This is a genomic window from Pseudomonas sp. Xaverov 83 (genome assembly GCF_019352905.1).
Classification (GTDB): Bacteria; Pseudomonadota; Gammaproteobacteria; order Pseudomonadales; family Pseudomonadaceae; genus Aquipseudomonas; species Aquipseudomonas yamanorum.
This window is the reverse complement of sequence record NZ_JAAAFU010000009.1, coordinates 43,828-59,979: the sequence shown is the minus strand read 5'-3', so window position 1 is coordinate 59,979 and position 16,152 is coordinate 43,828. Positions and strand designations below refer to the sequence as shown.

The following is a 16,152-nucleotide window of genomic DNA, read 5'->3' as shown; positions in this document are numbered from 1 at the left end:
GCTGAACACTGAAACAAATGTGGGAGCGGGCTTGCTCGCGAATGCGGTGTGACAGTCACCGGATGTACCGACTGATCCACCGCATTCGCGAGCAAGCCCGCTCCCACATTTTTGACCGGGTTTCTCCAGTTAGAGCGGATTACTGGCCGGAGTAGATCTGGTCAAAAACCCCACCATCATTGAAGTGGGTCTTCTGCACGGTGCGCCAGTCACCAAAGGTTTTCTCTACCGACAGGAAGTCGACCTTCGGGAAACGGTCGGTGTACTTGGCCAGCACTTTCGGGTCACGTGGACGCAGGTAGTTGTTGGCGGCAATTTCCTGGCCTTCCGGCGACCACAGGTACTTCAGGTATTCCTCGGCAGCCACTTTGGTGCCTTTCTTCTCGACCACTTTGTCGACAATCGACACCGGCGGCTCAGCTTCTGCGGAAACGCTCGGGTAGATCACTTCGAACTGATCACGGCCAAATTCACGGGCGATCATTTCTGCTTCGTTCTCAAAGGTCACCAACACATCGCCGATCTGGTTGGTCATGAACGTGGTAGTCGCCGCACGGCCACCGGTGTCCAGCACGGGGGCGTGTTTGAACAGGTCGCCCACGAACTTCTTGGCCTTCTCTTCGTCACCGCCATTCTTCAGCACATAACCCCAGGCCGACAGGTAGGTGTAGCGGCCGTTACCGGAAGTCTTCGGGTTCGGCACGATGACTTGTACGCCGTCCTTGAGCAGATCCGGCCAGTCTTTCAGGGCTTTCGGGTTGCCTTTACGTACGATGAACACCGTGGCCGAGGTGAAGGGCGCGCTGTTGTTCGGCAGGCGGGTGACCCAGTTGTCGGGCACCAGCTTGCCGTTGTCTGCCAGTGCGTTGATGTCGGTGGCCATGTTCATGGTGATCACGTCAGCCGGCAGGCCGTCGATCACCGAGCGCGCTTGTTTGCTCGAACCACCGAAGGACATCTGCAGGGTCAGCTTGTCGTCCGGGTGCTCGGCGGCCCAGTGCTTCTGGAAGGCGGCGTTGTAGTCTTTGTAGAAGTCGCGCATCACGTCGTAGGAGACGTTGAGCAGGGTGACCGGGGCGGCCTGGACGACGCCAGCCAGTGCAAGGCCGGCGGCCAGGAGAGAGGCACTAACGAGTTTTTTCACTGCTCATTCCTTGTTGTTCGAGAAGGTTTTGAAACACATAGGGGCAATATGCCAGCGACTATAACGGGGGGCGCATAGTCGCTTAAAGATTAAAAAGAACTTTGCTTATTCCACTTTCTTGAAAAGCCCATTGCCGCAGCGTGAGCAAAACGCGGCGTTCGGCTCATGGCTGTTTTTCTTGCACACCGGGCAATCGGTTTGCAGCATTTCGCCACGCATGGCGTTGGCCAGTTCGGCGGTGAAGATCCCGGTGGGCACGGCGATGATCGAGTAACCGGTGATCATCACCAGCGACGAAATTACCTGGCCCAGCGGGGTCTTCGGCACGATATCGCCAAAACCCACGGTGGTCAGGGTCACGATCGCCCAATAGATGCCCTTGGGAATGCTGGTAAAGCCGTGTTCCGGGCCTTCGATCACGTACATCAAGGTGCCGAACACCGTGACCAGTGTGCAGACGCTGACCAGGAACACCACGATCTTCTGCTTGCTGCCCCGCAGCGCCGACATCAGGTAGTTGGCCTGCTTGAGATACGGGCCGAGCTTGAGCACTCGGAAGATCCGCAGCATCCGAATGATTCGGATGATCAACAGGTACTGCGCGTCGCTGTAATACAGGGCCAGGATCCCGGGCACGATGGCCAGCAAATCCACCAGCCCATAAAAGCTGAAGGCATAGCGCAACGGCTTGGGCGAGCAATACAGCCGCAGGCCGTACTCGATGGCGAAGATGATCGTGAAGCCCCACTCGATATAGGCCAGCACGTTGGCGTAGTTGTCGTGGACCGCCTGGATGCTGTCGAGGATCACGATCACCAGGCTGGCGAGAATGATCAACAGCAGGGTGCTGTCGAAGCGCCGGCCGGCCGGGGTGTCGCTTTGGAACACCATGACGTAGAGACGTTCACGCCAGTGTTTGTTGCTGTCCATGGAAGTCGCCTGAATCGAAGATCAGCGAAGCCTAGGGGGATTCGAAGGGGCTGTCCATGCGGGTTTTCTGCATCACCCGCTGACTGGCGCGCACCAGCCAGGTGGCGAGGATAAACGGCGCGGTCAGCGCTGGCAGGTTCAGGCCGGTGAAGCCCGGCGTGAGGATGATCGCCAGCAGGATGCCGGTCAGCGGCAGCCAGGGGTGGCGGCGTTGCTGGCTGAGGGCCAATGCCGCCAGAGCCGGGTTATAGCTGTGCAGGCCGAGCAGGGCGCTGGCGGGCTCGTCCATCAGCAGGGCGAGCAGCACGCCGAGGCTCGCACCGGTCAATGCCCACAACGCGGCGCGGCGGTTGGCGAGCAGCAGGCCGAGGGCGATCAACAGGCCGGCCAGAGGCTGGTTCAGCAGGATGACTTGGGCAAGGCCATTAAACGGTGCGCAGAGCAGCGCCCAGGTGCCGGGTTCGCTGGCGGCGAATGCGACAGGTGGAGTGGTGCCGAGCAGCAGCCAGCCGAGCACGACAAACGGTGCGGTGTAGGCGGGCAGATCGTCCGGGGTGGAGGCGCGTTTGAGCCACTGGCGGGTGACGATCGCGCTGAGGCCGCCACAGGCGAGGATCAACGGTGGCAAGAGTGCCGACCAGGTGAAATGCTGGCTGATCAGCAAGCCGAGTAGCACGCCGTTATAGCTATAGAGGCCAGCCTGGCGCTCGGCCTTGGGATAGCCGCGGCGTTGGGCGGTCAGCAAACCGGCGACACCGCCCAGCAGTGCGCCGCCGAGCAGGGCCGGGGCGCCGATCAGGATCGCCAGCAGGCAGAGCAGGCCACACAGCGGGTGGCGCTGGAGGAAAATCTGGCTGAAGCCGTTGAGCAGGGCTTCGGCCCAGTCGGGGCAGGATTGGTTGGGCATGGTGAGTGAGTCTGAGGGACCGAGTTGCCCCCTTCGCGAGCAAGCCCGCTCCCACATTCGACCGAGTTGTCATGTCGAACAGTGATCAAAATGTGGGAGCGGGCTTGCTCGCGAAGGGGCCCTTACAGGCGCTAGATCAATGTCTCGATCCGCAACGAATTGGTCGACCCCGGCTGCCCAAACGGCACCCCCGCGGTGATCACCAACGTATCCCCGCGCTGCGCCATGCCCTGTGCCTGGGCAATTTCCAGCGCCGTGGAACACACCTCATCCACCTGCCGCAGCCGATCATTCACCACCGAATGCACGCCCCATGCCACGCTCAAGCGCCGTGCCGTGGACAGGTTCGGCGTCAGGTTCAGAATCGGCACCGCCGGCCGTTCCCGCGCCGCCCGCAGGCTGGAACTGCCCGACTCGCTGTAGTTCACCAGCACCGCCACCGGCAGGATGCTGCTGATACGGCGAATCGCGCAGCTGATGGCGTCCGACACCGTGGCATCCGCCTTGGGCCGGCTGACGTCCAGTTGCGTCTGGTAGTCCGGGCCGTTTTCCACCTGGCGAATGATCTTGCTCATCATCAACACCGCTTCCAGCGGGTATTCACCGGAAGCGGTTTCCGCCGAGAGCATCACCGCATCCGCCCCTTCAGCCACCGCGTTGGCCACGTCCGTGACCTCGGCGCGGGTCGGCGCCGGTGAGAAGCGCATGGACTCGAGCATCTGCGTGGCCACCACCACCGGTTTACCCAGCTGACGGCAGACGCCAATGATGTCCTTCTGGATTTGCGGCACGCTCTCCGCCGGCACTTCCACCCCCAGGTCTCCTCTGGCGACCATGATCGCGTCGCTCAGCTCGGCGATTTCCTGCAGGCGCTGCACCGCGGAGGGCTTCTCGATCTTGGCCATCAGGAATGCCTTGTCGCCGATCAACTCGCGGGCTTCGCGGATATCTTCCGGGCGTTGCACAAACGACAGCGCCACCCAGTCCACACCCAGTTCCAGGCCGAAGCTCAGGTCGCGGCGATCCTTGGTGGTCAGCGGGCTGAGTTCCAGCAACGCCTGGGGCACGTTCACGCCTTTGCGGTCTGACAGTTCGCCGCCATTGAGCACGGTGGTGTCGATGGCATCGGCGTGCTTGGTGATCACCCGCAGGCGCAGTTTGCCGTCGTCCAGCAGCAGGTCCATGCCGGGCTTGAGGGCGGCGATGATTTCCGGGTGCGGCAGGTTGACCCGCCGCTGGTCGCCGGGCGTCGGGTCGAGGTCCAGGCGCAGGGCCTGGCCGCGAATCAGTTGCACCTTGCCTTCGGCAAAACGCCCGACCCGCAGCTTCGGGCCTTGCAGGTCCATGAGGATGCCGAGGGGATAGTTGAGCTGGCGTTCCACTTGGCGAATCCACTGGTAGCGCTGGGCGTGGTCGGCATGATCGCCATGGCTGAAGTTCAACCGGAAGATATTCACCCCGGCTTCCACCAGTTCGCGGATGTCATCGATGCTGTCGGTGGCCGGGCCCAGCGTGGCGAGGATCTTGACCTTCTTGTCAGGCGTCATGTTCAGGGGACTCTCTTTCAGGGCTCTAGGATCAGAATGGCGCGAAAATCGTTGACGTTGGTGCGTGTCGGCTCGGTGATGATCAAGCCGTCGAGGGCCGCGAAGTAGCCGTAGCCATTGTTGTTGTCCAGTTCGTCACTGGCGCTCAAGCCCAGGGCTTCGGCGCGGGCGTAGCTGGTGGGCGTCATGATCGCGCCGGCGTTGTCTTCCGAGCCGTCGATGCCATCGGTGTCACCCGCCAGGGCGTAGACGCCGGGCAGGCCCTTGAGGCTGTCGGTGAGGCTCAGCAGGAATTCGGCATTGCGCCCGCCACGGCCATTGCCGTGCACGGTCACGGTGGTTTCACCGCCAGAAAGGATCACGCAAGGCGCCGCCAGCGGTTGGCCGTGCTGGATGATCTGCCGGGCGATACCGGCGTGCACCTTGGCCACGTCTCGGGCTTCGCCTTCCAGGTCGCCAAGGATCAGCGGGCTGAAACCGGCCTGGCGGACTTTCACCGCCACCGCTTCCAGGGATTGCTGCGGGCGGGCGATCAGCTGGAAATGGCTGCGGGCGAGGACCGGGTCGCCGGGCTTGACGGTTTCCGACTCCGGGCTTTGCAGCCAGGTGCGTACGGACGCCGGGATTTCAATCTGGTAGCGCTTGAGAATCGCCAGCGCCTGTTGCGAAGTGCTCGGGTCGCCGACGGTGGGGCCTGAAGCGATGACCGTGGCCTGGTCACCCGGCACATCGGAAATCGCATAGGTGTAGACCGTGGCCGGCCAGCTGGCCTTGGCCAGGCGCCCGCCCTTGATCGCCGAGAGGTGCTTGCGCACGCAGTTCATCTCGTCAATGGCGGCGCCGGATTTGAGCAGGGCTTTGTTGATCGCTTGCTTGTCTGCCAGGGTGATGCCAGCGGCCGGAAGGGCGAGCAGTGCAGAGCCGCCGCCGGAGAGCAGGAAGATCACGCGGTCGTCTTCGCTGAGGTTGCTGATCAGCTCCAGCACACGCTTGGCGACGGCCTGGCCTGCGGCATCCGGGACCGGGTGCGCGGCTTCGACCACTTCGATTTTCTTGCAGGGCGCGCCGTGGCCGTAGCGGGTCACCACCAGGCCCGAGACTTCGCCTTGCCAGCAGTTTTCCACCACCAGCGCCATGGCGGCGGCGGCTTTGCCGGCGCCGATCACGATGACACGGCCGCTGCGGTCGGCGGGCAGATAGGGTTCGAGGACTTGCCGGGGGTGGGCGGCGTCGATGGCTGTGGCAAACAGCTCGCGAAGCAGGTGTTGCGGATCGACCGACATAAGCGGGCTCCCGGGGATTCTTGTTATTAGGGGTGCATCATTTTCAAACTTGAAATGCGATTAAGTGTGGGAGCTGGCTTGCCTGCGATAGCGGTGTATCAGGCAATGGGAAGGTGTCTGAAAGATCGCTATCGCAGGCAAGCCAGCTCCCACAAGGGATTGCATTCCAACAGGGGAGGTTATTTATTGCGAATCGAAAAATTCGCCATATGTTCCAGGCCCTTGATCAGCGCCGAGTGGTCCCAGTTGCCGCCGCCGATGGCGGTGCAGGTGCTGAATACCTGCTGGGTGCCGGCGGTGTTCGGCAGGTTGATCCCCAGCTCCTTGGCACCGGCCAGCGCCAGGTTCAGATCCTTCTGGTGCAGGCTGATACGGAAACCCGGGTCGAAGGTGCCCTTGATCATCCGTTCGCCATGCACTTCGAGGATTTTCGAGGAGGCAAAACCACCCATCAGCGCTTCACGCACCTTGGCCGGGTCGGCGCCGTTCTTCGAGGCGAACAGCAGCGCTTCGGCCACCGCCTGGATGTTCAGGGCAACGATGATCTGGTTCGCCACTTTGGCGGTCTGGCCATCGCCATTGCCGCCCACCAGGGTGATGTTCTTGCCCATGGCCTGGAACAGCGGCAGGGCGCGTTCGAAGGTGTGCGGGTCGCCGCCGATCATGATGCTCAGGGTGCCGGCCTTGGCCCCGACTTCACCACCGGATACCGGTGCATCGAGGTAGCGCGCGCCGGTCTCGTTGATCTTCGCGGCGAAGGTTTTGGTGGCGGTGGGCGAGATCGAGCTCATGTCGATCACTACTTTGTTCGGGCCCAGGCCTGCGGCAACGCCGTCGGCGCGGAACAGCACATCGTCGACCTGCGGGGTGTCGGGCACCATGACGATGATGAACTCGGCTTCCTGGGCCACTTGCTGCGGGTTGGCCAGGGCCACCGCGCCAGCGTCGATCAATTCAGCCGGCGCCTTGCCGTGGTGCTCGGAAAGGAACAGTTGGTGACCGGCCTTTTGCAGGTTGGCGGCCATGGGTTGGCCCATGATGCCGGTGCCGATAAATCCGATTTTAGCCATGATGAAAATCCTCTCTTTATTCGATGTGAGCGCTGCTTTTTGTGGGAGCTGGCTTGCCTGCGATGGCATCACCTCGGTTTAACTGAGAGACCGAGTTGCCTGCATCGCAGGCAAGCCAGCTCCCACACAAGCCCTGCTTTCACATTGGGTTCTGTGTTGTGGGTTAGATCGCGTTGTGGCTTTTGAGCCAACCCAAACCCGCTTCGGTGGTGGTCAGCGGCTTGTACTCACAGCCGACCCAACCCTGATAACCAATGCGGTCCAAATGTTCGAACAGGAAGCGGTAGTTGATCTCACCCGTGCCCGGCTCGTTGCGCCCCGGGTTGTCCGCCAGCTGGATGTGGTTGATCTCACCCAGGTGCGCGGCCATGGTGCGGGCCAGATCGCCTTCCATGATTTGCATGTGATAAATGTCGTATTGCAGGAACAGGTTGGCACTGCCTACCTGCTCGCGAATCGACAGGGCCTGGGCCGTGTTGTTCAGGTAGAAGCCCGGGATATCGCGGGTGTTGATCATCTCCATCACCAGCCGGATGCCCACCGCTTGCAGCTTGTCGGCGGCGTACTTGAGGTTGGCGACGAAGGTTTTTTCAAGCGTCTCGTTATCCACACCGGCAGGACGAATCCCCGCCAGGCAGTTGATCTGGGTGTTGCCCAGCACTTGGGCGTAGGCGATGGCCAGGTTGACCCCGGCACGGAATTCCTCGACCCGGTCCGGGTGGCAGGCCAGGCCGCGTTCGCCCTTGGCCCAGTCACCGGCCGGCAGGTTGAATAGCACTTGGGTCAGGCCGTGGGCATCGAGTTGCGCCTTGATTTCAGCCGAGCTGAATTCATAGGGAAACAGGTATTCCACGCCACTGAACCCCGCGTCGGCGGCGGCTTTGAAACGGGCAAGAAAATCCTGCTCGGTAAACAGCATGGACAGGTTGGCGGCAAAACGCGGCATGGGGTTCTCCTTAATCGAGCAGTGAAATGGCAGTCGGTGCGTCGTTGCCCACCAGTGCCAGATCTTCGAATTCGTTGACGGCGTTGATCTCGGTGCCCATGGAAATATTGGTCACCCGCTCCAGGATAATTTCAACGATCACCGGCACCTTGAACTCTTCGATCATTTCCTGAGCCTTGCGCAGTGCAGGCTGGATCTGACCCGGCTCGAATACGCGCAGGGCCTTGCAACCCAGGCCTTCGGCGACGGCCACGTGGTCGACGCCATAACCGTTGAGTTCCGGCGCGTTGAGGTTGTCGAAGGACAGCTGCACGCAGTAGTCCATTTCAAACCCACGCTGGGCCTGGCGGATCAGGCCCAGGTAGGAGTTGTTCACCACCACGTGGATGTACGGCAGCTTGAACTGGGCGCCCACCGCCAGTTCTTCGATCATGAACTGGAAGTCATAGTCGCCCGACAGCGCCACGACTTTGCGGGTCGGATCAGCCTTGACCACACCCAGCGCCGCCGGAATGGTCCAGCCGAGCGGGCCGGCCTGGCCGCAGTTGATCCAGTGGCGGGGTTTGTAGACGTGCAGGAACTGCGCGCCGGCAATCTGCGACAGGCCGATGGTGCTGACGTAGCAGGTGTCTTTGCCGAACACCTGGTTCATCTCTTCGTACACCCGTTGCGGCTTGACCGGCACGTTGTCGAAGTGGGTCTTGCGGTGCAGGGTGGCCTTGCGTTGCTGGCAGTCGTGCAGCCAGGCGCTGCGGTCCTTGAGCTTGCCGGCGGCTTTCCACTCGCGGGCCACTTCAATGAACATAGTCAATGCAGAGCCGGCGTCGGAAACGATGCCCAGGTCCGGGGTAAACACGCGGCCGATTTGCGTCGGCTCGATGTCCACGTGAATGAATTTGCGGCCTTCGGTGTACACCTCCACCGAACCGGTGTGACGGTTGGCCCAGCGGTTACCGATGCCCAGCACCACGTCCGATTTCAGCATCGTCGCGTTGCCATAACGGTGGGAGGTTTGCAGGCCGACCATGCCCACCATCTGTGGGTGATCGTCCGGGATCGTGCCCCAGCCCATCAGGGTCGGGATCACCGGAATGCCGGTCAATTCGGCGAATTCAACCAGCAGCTCGCTGGCGTCGGCGTTGATCACGCCACCACCGCTCACCAGCAATGGACGCTCGGCCTGGTCCAGCAGGGCCAGAGCTTTTTCCACCTGGATGCGGGTCGCCAACGGCTTGGCCAGGGGCAGCGGCTGGTAGGCGTCGATGTCGAATTCGATCTCGGCCATTTGCACGTCGAATGGCAGGTCGATCAGCACTGGGCCTGGGCGGCCGGAGCGCATTTCATAGAAGGCTTTCTGGAAGGCATAGGGCACCTGGCCCGGTTCCAGGACGGTGGTTGCCCACTTGGTCACCGGCTTGACGATGCTGGTGATGTCGACGGCCTGGAAGTCTTCCTTGTGCATCCGTGCACGGGGCGCCTGGCCGGTGATGCACAGGATCGGGATCGAGTCCGCCGAAGCGCTGTACAGGCCGGTGACCATGTCGGTGCCCGCCGGGCCCGATGTGCCGATGCACACGCCGATATTGCCGGCCTTGGTGCGGGTGTAGCCCTCGGCCATGTGCGAGGCGCCTTCAACGTGGCGAGCAAGGACGTGATCGATGCCACCGACCTTCTGCAAGGCCGAATACAGCGGGTTGATCGCGGCGCCCGGGATACCGAAGGCGGTGTCGACCCCTTCACGGCGCATCACCAGGACAGCGGCTTCGATTGCTCTCATTTTGCTCATGGTTTTGGTGCCTCTTGCGTTTTGTAATTGTATACAAGTGGTGTTGGTCCGAAGTGTATTCACGGCGAGCGGGGCAGGTCAATCCATTTTCTTGGGTGGCCTTTACGTTCGTCGGAAGGCTTCTGGACAGGAATATTTCGACGTGTGGTGCGCATGTTTCGAAATATTGTATACAAAAAATAAATCTATTGTGTTCTATTTGTTTGATCCGGCTTCTGATCAAACAGAGCCCCACGGCTTTCCCATAACAAGATAAGGACGGCACCCATGAGCGCTTTAACCTTGAAAGTCGCAGTCAACCTGGCCAGTCATGCCATCGCGGCAGGCCGCACCCTTTCGTCAGCGCCACTGACCATTGCGGTACTCGACAGCGGCGGGCATTTGATTACGTTGCAGCGCGAAGATGGCGCGAGCCTGCTGCGCCCGCAGATCGCGATCGGCAAGGCCTGGGGTGCGATAGCCCTGGGCAAAGGCTCGCGGCTGCTGGCGCTGGATGCGCAGCAGCGGCCGGCGTTTATTGCGGCGTTGAACAGTTTGGGGCAGGGCAGCGTGGTGCCGGCACCGGGAGGGGTGTTGATTCGGGATCAGGGGGGGGTGGTGCTGGGGGCAATCGGGATCAGCGGGGATACGTCGGATATTGATGAGCAGTGTGCGATCAGTGCGATCGAGGGGCAGGGGTTGTGGGCGGATGCGGGGGTGTCTGCTTGATTTGAGGTGACTGATGGATAGTCATCGCAGGCAAGCCAGCTCCCACAGTTGAATGTATTCACAAATCAAAATGTGGGAGCGGGCTTGCCCGCGATGGCGGCGACTCGGTCTCCAGTCAAAGCCAGATCGCATCCCACAGTGGGTAGTCGCCATATTTTTGCACGAGCCCCGCCCTCAAGGGATTGGCCACGATGTACCGAGCGATGCCCTCAAGGTTTTCTTCGCGCCGCACGGCATGATCATGGAAACCTGGTTGCCAAAGACGCCCTTTTCTCCCGGCAACAGCATTCACGACTCGAGTACTTTTGGATTTGACTTGGCGCATCAGGTCAGCCAACGAACCGCTTTCCAGCGAAATCAACCAGTGGAAATGATCGGGCATCACTACCCAGGCGAGTGAGGTTGCCAGCCGCTGATTTTGCGCAATTCTGAATTGCTGAACAACCAGTCTGCCTAGCTTGAAGTCGCTGAATATTGGTTCGCGATGCAGTGTGTTGCTGGTCAGAAGATAAATTCGGTTGGGTTCGTTATAGCGGCCAGTGCGTAGACGACATGATGCGGGTAGATCAGGCATTCCGTTGCCCCTTTGCAGAAGTGAGTTCTGAAAGGCTAGATGGGAATGTTTTAAGGGATCTTCCAGGTTTTGGCGGGATGTGTCCGGGAGATCGCTATCGCGGGCAAGCCCGCTCCCACAGGGGACCTCCGTCGTTCATACATTCTGTGTCTGGCACAAATCCAGTGTGGGAGCTGGCTTGCCTGCGATGGCTACACCGCGGTCTATCAGTCCGGCTCACACCCTTTAAGCACCAACCGAATAATCGTCTGCGCCGCCGCCTCATAATCCGCTTCATCCAGCTTCGCCTTCCCGGTCACCGCTGAAATCTGCCAGTCAAAATCCGCATACGTCTGCGTCGCCGCCCAGATGCTGAACATCAGGTGATGTGGATCAATCGGCGCAATCAGCCCACGGTCAACCCAGCTCTGGATGCAGTCGATGTTGTGCTTGGCCTGGGCATTCAGCTGTTCCACCTGCTCGGGGCTCAAATGCGGAGCGCCGTGCATGATTTCGCTGGCGAATACTTTCGAGGCAAACGGCAAATCCCGGGAGATGCAGATTTTCGAGCGGATGTACCCGCTTAGCACTTCCTTGGGGTCGCCGTCGGGATTGAACGGGGTGGAGGCCGCCAGGATCGGCTCGATGATGCTTTCGAGCACCTCGCGGTAGAGGTTGTCCTTGGACTTGAAGTAGTAATAGACGTTGGGCTTGGGCAGCCCGGCCTTGGCGGCGATGTCGCTGGTTTTGGTCGCGGCGAAGCCCTTGTCGGCAAACTCCTCACTGGCAGCCCGCAGGATCAGTTCTTTGTTGCGCTCGCGAATGGTGCTCATAGACCAGGAGGTTCCTTGCCAAGACAGGCGGTCGGGCATGGTAGCACCGGCTTTGCGCAGGGCTCAAGAATCGCGCTGCAGCCCTTGCGTTACGGGGCGCTCAGCTGACTTTGTCTGTCTTGATGCTGAACGCATTCACGGTCGTACAGGCATGAGTTGTACGCACTGCTAGAGTTCAGGGCAGCGAGCGGCCAATCAGGCGGCTCGCTCCATTCTGATTTCGGCGTTCGAGAGAGAAACCGTGGAGAGAAGCAGACGACGTACGTTCGCCTGGGCAGTTGGCACGTTGTTACTGGTAGCGTTGTTGATTGCCCTGGGTTTGCACTTCTTTGCAGGTGGGCATAAAGGCAAGCCACCCGCCCCCGGCGAACCGGTAGCCGTGGTGCCTGTCACCTTGCAGGACGTGCCGGTTTACATCGATGCCCTCGGCACCGTCACTCCCACCCGCAGCGTGACCGTGGTCAGCCAGGTCGATGGCATCCTCAGCAGTGTGGAATTCAAGGAAGGCCAGCACGTCAGCAAGGGCCAGGTGATTGCGCGAATCGATGACCGTGCCCTCAAGGCCCAACTGGCCGTGGCCAAGGGCACCCTGGCCCATGACCAGGCCGTATTGAGCAATGCCCAGCGCGATCTGGCGCGCTACCGCGAACTGGTCAAGGCCGGGTCCACCAGCCAGCAAACCGTCGATACCCAGGCCTCCCTGGTCCAGCAACAACTGGGTACCGTGGCCGCCGATCAGGGCAATGTGCAGAACCTTGAAGTGCAGGTCGGCTACTGCACTATCACCTCGCCGGTCGACGGTGTAGTGGGACTGCGCCTGGTAGACCCCGGCAACTACGTCACGACCACCAGCACCACCGGAATCGTAGTCATCACCCAGATGAACCCGGCTACTGTGGTATTCGCCGTGCCCGAGGATGATTTGGGGCCGATCAATCAGGCGTTGAGCCGTGGCGCGGTGACGGTGCTGGCCTACGACCGCAATAAAAAGGCGCTGTTGGCCACCGGGAGCGTATTGGCTCTGGATAACCAGGTGGACACCACCACCGGCACCATCAAGGTCAAGGCGCAGTTCGATGATTCGGGCAATGCGCTGTTCCCCAACCAGTTCGTCAATGCGCGCCTGAAGGCCGACACCTTGACCCAGGTCGCCGTGGTGCCCACCCGGGCGATCCAGCATGGTAGCAAGGGCGATTTCGTGTTCGTGGTGAATGGCGACAAGGCCAGCCTGCGCAATATCAAGACCGGCCCGTCCATGGGCGATGTGTCGGCGGTGCTCGAAAACGGGGTCAAGCCAGGCGAGCAGGTGATCACCGAAGGCGCCGACAAACTGGATGACGGTTCGGCCGTGAAGGTCGTCGCCCAGTGAGGAGCTGCCGAGCATGAACATTTCGCGGCCCTTTATCGAACGTCCCGTCGCCACCACCTTGATGATGGTGGCGGTGCTGTTGCTGGGCCTGTTGGGGTATCACTTGCTGTCGGTGTCGGCCTTGCCCGAAGTCGATTACCCGACCATCCAGGTCTTCACCCAGTACCCCGGCGCGAGCCCGGATGTGGTCAGCTCATCCATCACCGCGCCGCTGGAGCGTCAGCTCGGCGAAATGCCGGGCCTCAAGTCCATGAACTCCACCAGTTCCGACGGCGCTTCGGTGGTGACCCTGCAATTCGACCTGTCGCTGTCCCTGGACGTCGCCGAACAGGAAGTGCAGGCCGCCATCAACGCCGCCGGCACTTTCCTGCCGGCCAACCTGCCGTACCCGCCGGTGTACAGCAAGGTCAACCCGGCGGATGCGCCGGTGCTGACCCTGTCCCTGACCTCCGACGTTTTGCCGCTGACCAAGGTCGAAGACCTGGCGGATACACGGCTGGCGCAGAAGATCTCGCAGATCACCGGTGTCGGCCTGGTGACCATCAGCGGCGGCCAGCGCCCGGCGGTGCGTGTGGAGGCGAATACCTCGGCGCTCAACAGCCTGGGCCTGTCCATCGACGACCTGCGCACTTCCCTCGGCACGGCCAACGTCAACCAGGCCAAGGGCAATATCGACGGCAAGTTCCAGGCGTATTCCATCGGTGCCAACGACCAGCTGCAATCGGCCGAGGAATACCGCGACCTGGTGATCGCCTATAAAAACGGCGCGCCGATTCGCCTGTCGCAGATCGCCACTTCCACCCAGGGCCCGGAGAACCCGCGCCAGGCCGCGTGGACCAACAGCACGCCGTCGATTGTGCTGAATATCCAGCGCCAACCCGGCGCCAACGTGATTCAAGTGGTCGACCGCGTGCAGCAATTGCTGCCCAAACTGCGCGCCAGTTTGCCGGGCACTTTGAAGGTCGATGTACTGACCGACCGCACGCAAACCATCCGCGCCTCGGTCACCGATGTGCAGTACGAACTGGCCATGGCCATCGGGCTGGTGGTGATCGTGATTTTTGCGTTCCTGCGCAATGTGCCGGCCACGATCATTCCCGCCGTCACCATTCCGCTGACGCTGGTGGGCACCCTGGCCGTGGCCTATGCGTTGGGCTTCTCCCTGAACAACCTGACGCTGATGGCGCTGACCATCGCCATCGGCTTTGTGGTGGATGACGCCATCGTGATGATCGAAAACATCACGCGCTATATCGAGGCCGGCGACTCACCGCTGGAGGCGGCGCTCAAGGGCTCGGAGCAGATTGGTTTCACGATTATTTCGCTGTCGATTGCCCTGATTGCGGTGATGATCCCGCTGCTGTTCATGGGCGATGTGGTCGGCCGGTTGTTCCGCGAATTCGCCATGACGGTGGCCGTGACCATCGTTATCTCGGCCTTCATCTCGCTGACCCTGACGCCGATGATGTGCGCGCGGATGCTCAAGAATAAGCACGAAGAACGCCGCGCGGATTTCTTCGACCGCATCAACACCCACTACGTGCGTGGCCTCGACTGGGTGCTGGCCCACCGCACCCTGACTCTGATCTCGGTGGTGCTCACCGCCGCACTGACGCTGCTGACCCTGGTGATCATGCCCAAGGGCTTTTTCCCGGACCAGGACACCGGCCTGATCCAGGGCATCTCCCAGGCGGCGCCGACGGTTTCGTTCCAGCAGATGCAGACCGAACAGCAGCGCCTGGCCGCCCGAATCCTCAAAGACCCTGCGGTGCAAAGCCTGTCGTCCTTTGTCGGGATCGACCAGACCAACCCGACCATCAACCAGGGCAACCTGCTGATCAACCTCAAGCCGCGGGGCGAGCGTGACAGCGCCACCGAAGTGATCCGCCGGCTCTCCGATGCCAACGCCGATGACGCCGGCATCCGCCTGTACCTGCACTCGGTACAGGACCTGACCCTCGACGCTACGGTGTCCACCACCAGTTACCGCCTGGGCCTGCAAGCCACCGACCCGGACGAGTTGGAACAGTGGACCACCAAGCTGCTGGCGGCGATCAAGCAAGACCCGATGTTCACCGATGTGCAAAGCCAGGCGATGCAGTTCGGCAACCAGATCCAGCTGACATTCGACCGCGCCACGGCGTCGCGGCTGGGCATCACGCCCCAGGCAATCGATGACGTGCTTTACGACGCCTTCGGCCAGCGCCAGGTCTCGACCATCTACACCCAGCTCAACCAGTACCACGTGGTGATCGCCACCGACCATCCGCCGCGCAACCTGCCGGACTTGCTCACGGGCTTGTACGTGGACATCCCGGGCGGCGGGGTCGCGCCGCTGTCGAGCATGGCGACCCTGCAGGTGGTGCGTACGCCCGTGACCATCAACCGGCTGGGCCAGTTTCCGTATGCCGACGTGTCGTTCAACCTCGCGCCCGGCCAGACCCTTGGCGCGGCGGTCACGCGGCTCAAGGACATCGAGGCCAAGGTCGGCCTGCCGCTGTCGGTGCAGGCCAACCTCGAAGGTGCAGCGGCGACGTTCGAGCAGTCGCTGTCGAATCAGGTGTTCCTGGTGGTGGCGGCGATTGTGGTGGTGTACCTGATGCTGGGGATTCTGTACGAGAGCTTCGTGCACCCGGTGACGATCCTCTCGACGTTGCTCTCCGCGGCGCTCGGGGCTTTGCTGGCGCTGTTGGTGACCGGCACGCAGTTCGACATTATCGGTTTGATAGGGATTGTGCTGCTGATCGGCATCGTGATGAAAAACGGCATCATGATGGTCGACTTCGCCCTGGAACTCTTACGTGAGGGGGGCCTGAGCCCTGTGGCGGCGATCCGTCAGGCGGCGGAGTTGCGGTTCCGGCCGATCCTGATGACCAGCATGGCCTCGCTGTTCGGCGCGGTACCGCTGGCGCTGGGCACCGGGATTGGCTCGGAGCTGCGTCATCCGCTGGGCATCGCGATTATCGGCGGGTTGTTGCTCAGTCAGTTGCTGACGCTGTTTTCCACACCCGTAATCTTTCTGGCCATGCACAGCCTGGGGCAGCGCTTCAGCCGCCGTCCGGCTGAAGCGGTCTGA

At 61.6% G+C, this 16,152-nt stretch carries 13 protein-coding genes; 3 read left to right on the top strand and 10 right to left on the bottom strand.

All coding sequences use genetic code 11. The annotated features are described in order from the left end of the window. Window positions 1-139: 139 nt before the first annotated feature. The 8 genes from K0H47_RS04095 to gcl all read right to left on the bottom strand — a co-directional run bounded on the left by K0H47_RS04095 (window position 140) and on the right by gcl (window position 9,613). Entirely contained in the window at window positions 140-1,144 is a 1,005-nt protein-coding gene (locus tag K0H47_RS04095; protein WP_063028168.1) for a sulfate ABC transporter substrate-binding protein, read from the bottom strand. Between the two features lie 105 nt (window positions 1,145-1,249). Then, window positions 1,250-2,074, bottom strand: a complete 825-nt coding sequence (locus tag K0H47_RS04090; protein WP_177025432.1) for an ion transporter — start codon at window positions 2,072-2,074, stop codon at window positions 1,250-1,252. A gap of 31 nt (window positions 2,075-2,105) precedes the next feature. Further along, a complete protein-coding gene (locus K0H47_RS04085; RefSeq protein WP_063028171.1) occupies window positions 2,106-2,981 on the bottom strand; it encodes an urea transporter in 876 nt (291 codons plus the stop codon). A 131-nt stretch (window positions 2,982-3,112) separates the two neighbouring features. Beyond that, window positions 3,113-4,528 carry a pyruvate kinase gene (gene pyk / locus K0H47_RS04080; protein WP_063028173.1) on the bottom strand — a complete coding sequence of 472 codons (1,416 nt, stop codon included), beginning with the start codon at window positions 4,526-4,528 and terminating at the stop codon, window positions 3,113-3,115. A 17-nt stretch (window positions 4,529-4,545) separates the two neighbouring features. Next, window positions 4,546-5,811, bottom strand: a complete 1,266-nt coding sequence (locus tag K0H47_RS04075; RefSeq protein WP_201139706.1) for a glycerate kinase — start codon at window positions 5,809-5,811, stop codon at window positions 4,546-4,548. Window positions 5,812-5,990: 179 nt separating this feature from the next. Then, complete coding sequence (locus tag K0H47_RS04070) at window positions 5,991-6,881, bottom strand: 2-hydroxy-3-oxopropionate reductase (protein ID WP_219272032.1); 891 nt, start codon at window positions 6,879-6,881, stop codon at window positions 5,991-5,993. Between the two features lie 163 nt (window positions 6,882-7,044). Further along, window positions 7,045-7,827, bottom strand: a complete 783-nt coding sequence (gene hyi / locus K0H47_RS04065) for a hydroxypyruvate isomerase (protein WP_063028179.1) — start codon at window positions 7,825-7,827, stop codon at window positions 7,045-7,047. A 10-nt stretch (window positions 7,828-7,837) separates the two neighbouring features. Further along, entirely contained in the window at window positions 7,838-9,613 is a 1,776-nt protein-coding gene (gcl, locus tag K0H47_RS04060; RefSeq protein ID WP_063028181.1) for a glyoxylate carboligase, read from the bottom strand. 267 nt (window positions 9,614-9,880) lie between these two features. Here gcl and K0H47_RS04055 point away from each other — a divergent pair, with 267 nt between their 5' ends. Further along, window positions 9,881-10,321 (top strand): heme-binding protein, encoded by a 441-nt coding sequence (locus K0H47_RS04055; protein WP_063028183.1) that lies wholly within the window; start codon window positions 9,881-9,883, stop codon window positions 10,319-10,321. 115 nt (window positions 10,322-10,436) lie between these two features. Here K0H47_RS04055 and K0H47_RS04050 read toward each other — a convergent pair whose 3' ends face one another. Together K0H47_RS04050 and K0H47_RS04045 are read right to left on the bottom strand one after the other, a co-directional pair. Then, complete coding sequence (locus K0H47_RS04050) at window positions 10,437-10,895, bottom strand: transposase (RefSeq protein ID WP_081253099.1); 459 nt, start codon at window positions 10,893-10,895, stop codon at window positions 10,437-10,439. A 206-nt stretch (window positions 10,896-11,101) separates the two neighbouring features. Further along, window positions 11,102-11,707, bottom strand: a complete 606-nt coding sequence (locus K0H47_RS04045; protein ID WP_063028186.1) for a TetR/AcrR family transcriptional regulator — start codon at window positions 11,705-11,707, stop codon at window positions 11,102-11,104. A 241-nt stretch (window positions 11,708-11,948) separates the two neighbouring features. Between K0H47_RS04045 and K0H47_RS04040 the strand changes: the two genes are divergently transcribed. After that, window positions 11,949-13,076 carry an efflux RND transporter periplasmic adaptor subunit gene (locus K0H47_RS04040; protein ID WP_218264108.1) on the top strand — a complete coding sequence of 376 codons (1,128 nt, stop codon included), beginning with the start codon at window positions 11,949-11,951 and terminating at the stop codon, window positions 13,074-13,076. 13 nt (window positions 13,077-13,089) lie between these two features. After that, on the top strand, window positions 13,090-16,152 hold the full coding sequence (locus K0H47_RS04035) for an efflux RND transporter permease subunit (RefSeq protein ID WP_017477517.1): 3,063 nt from the start codon (window positions 13,090-13,092) through the stop codon (window positions 16,150-16,152).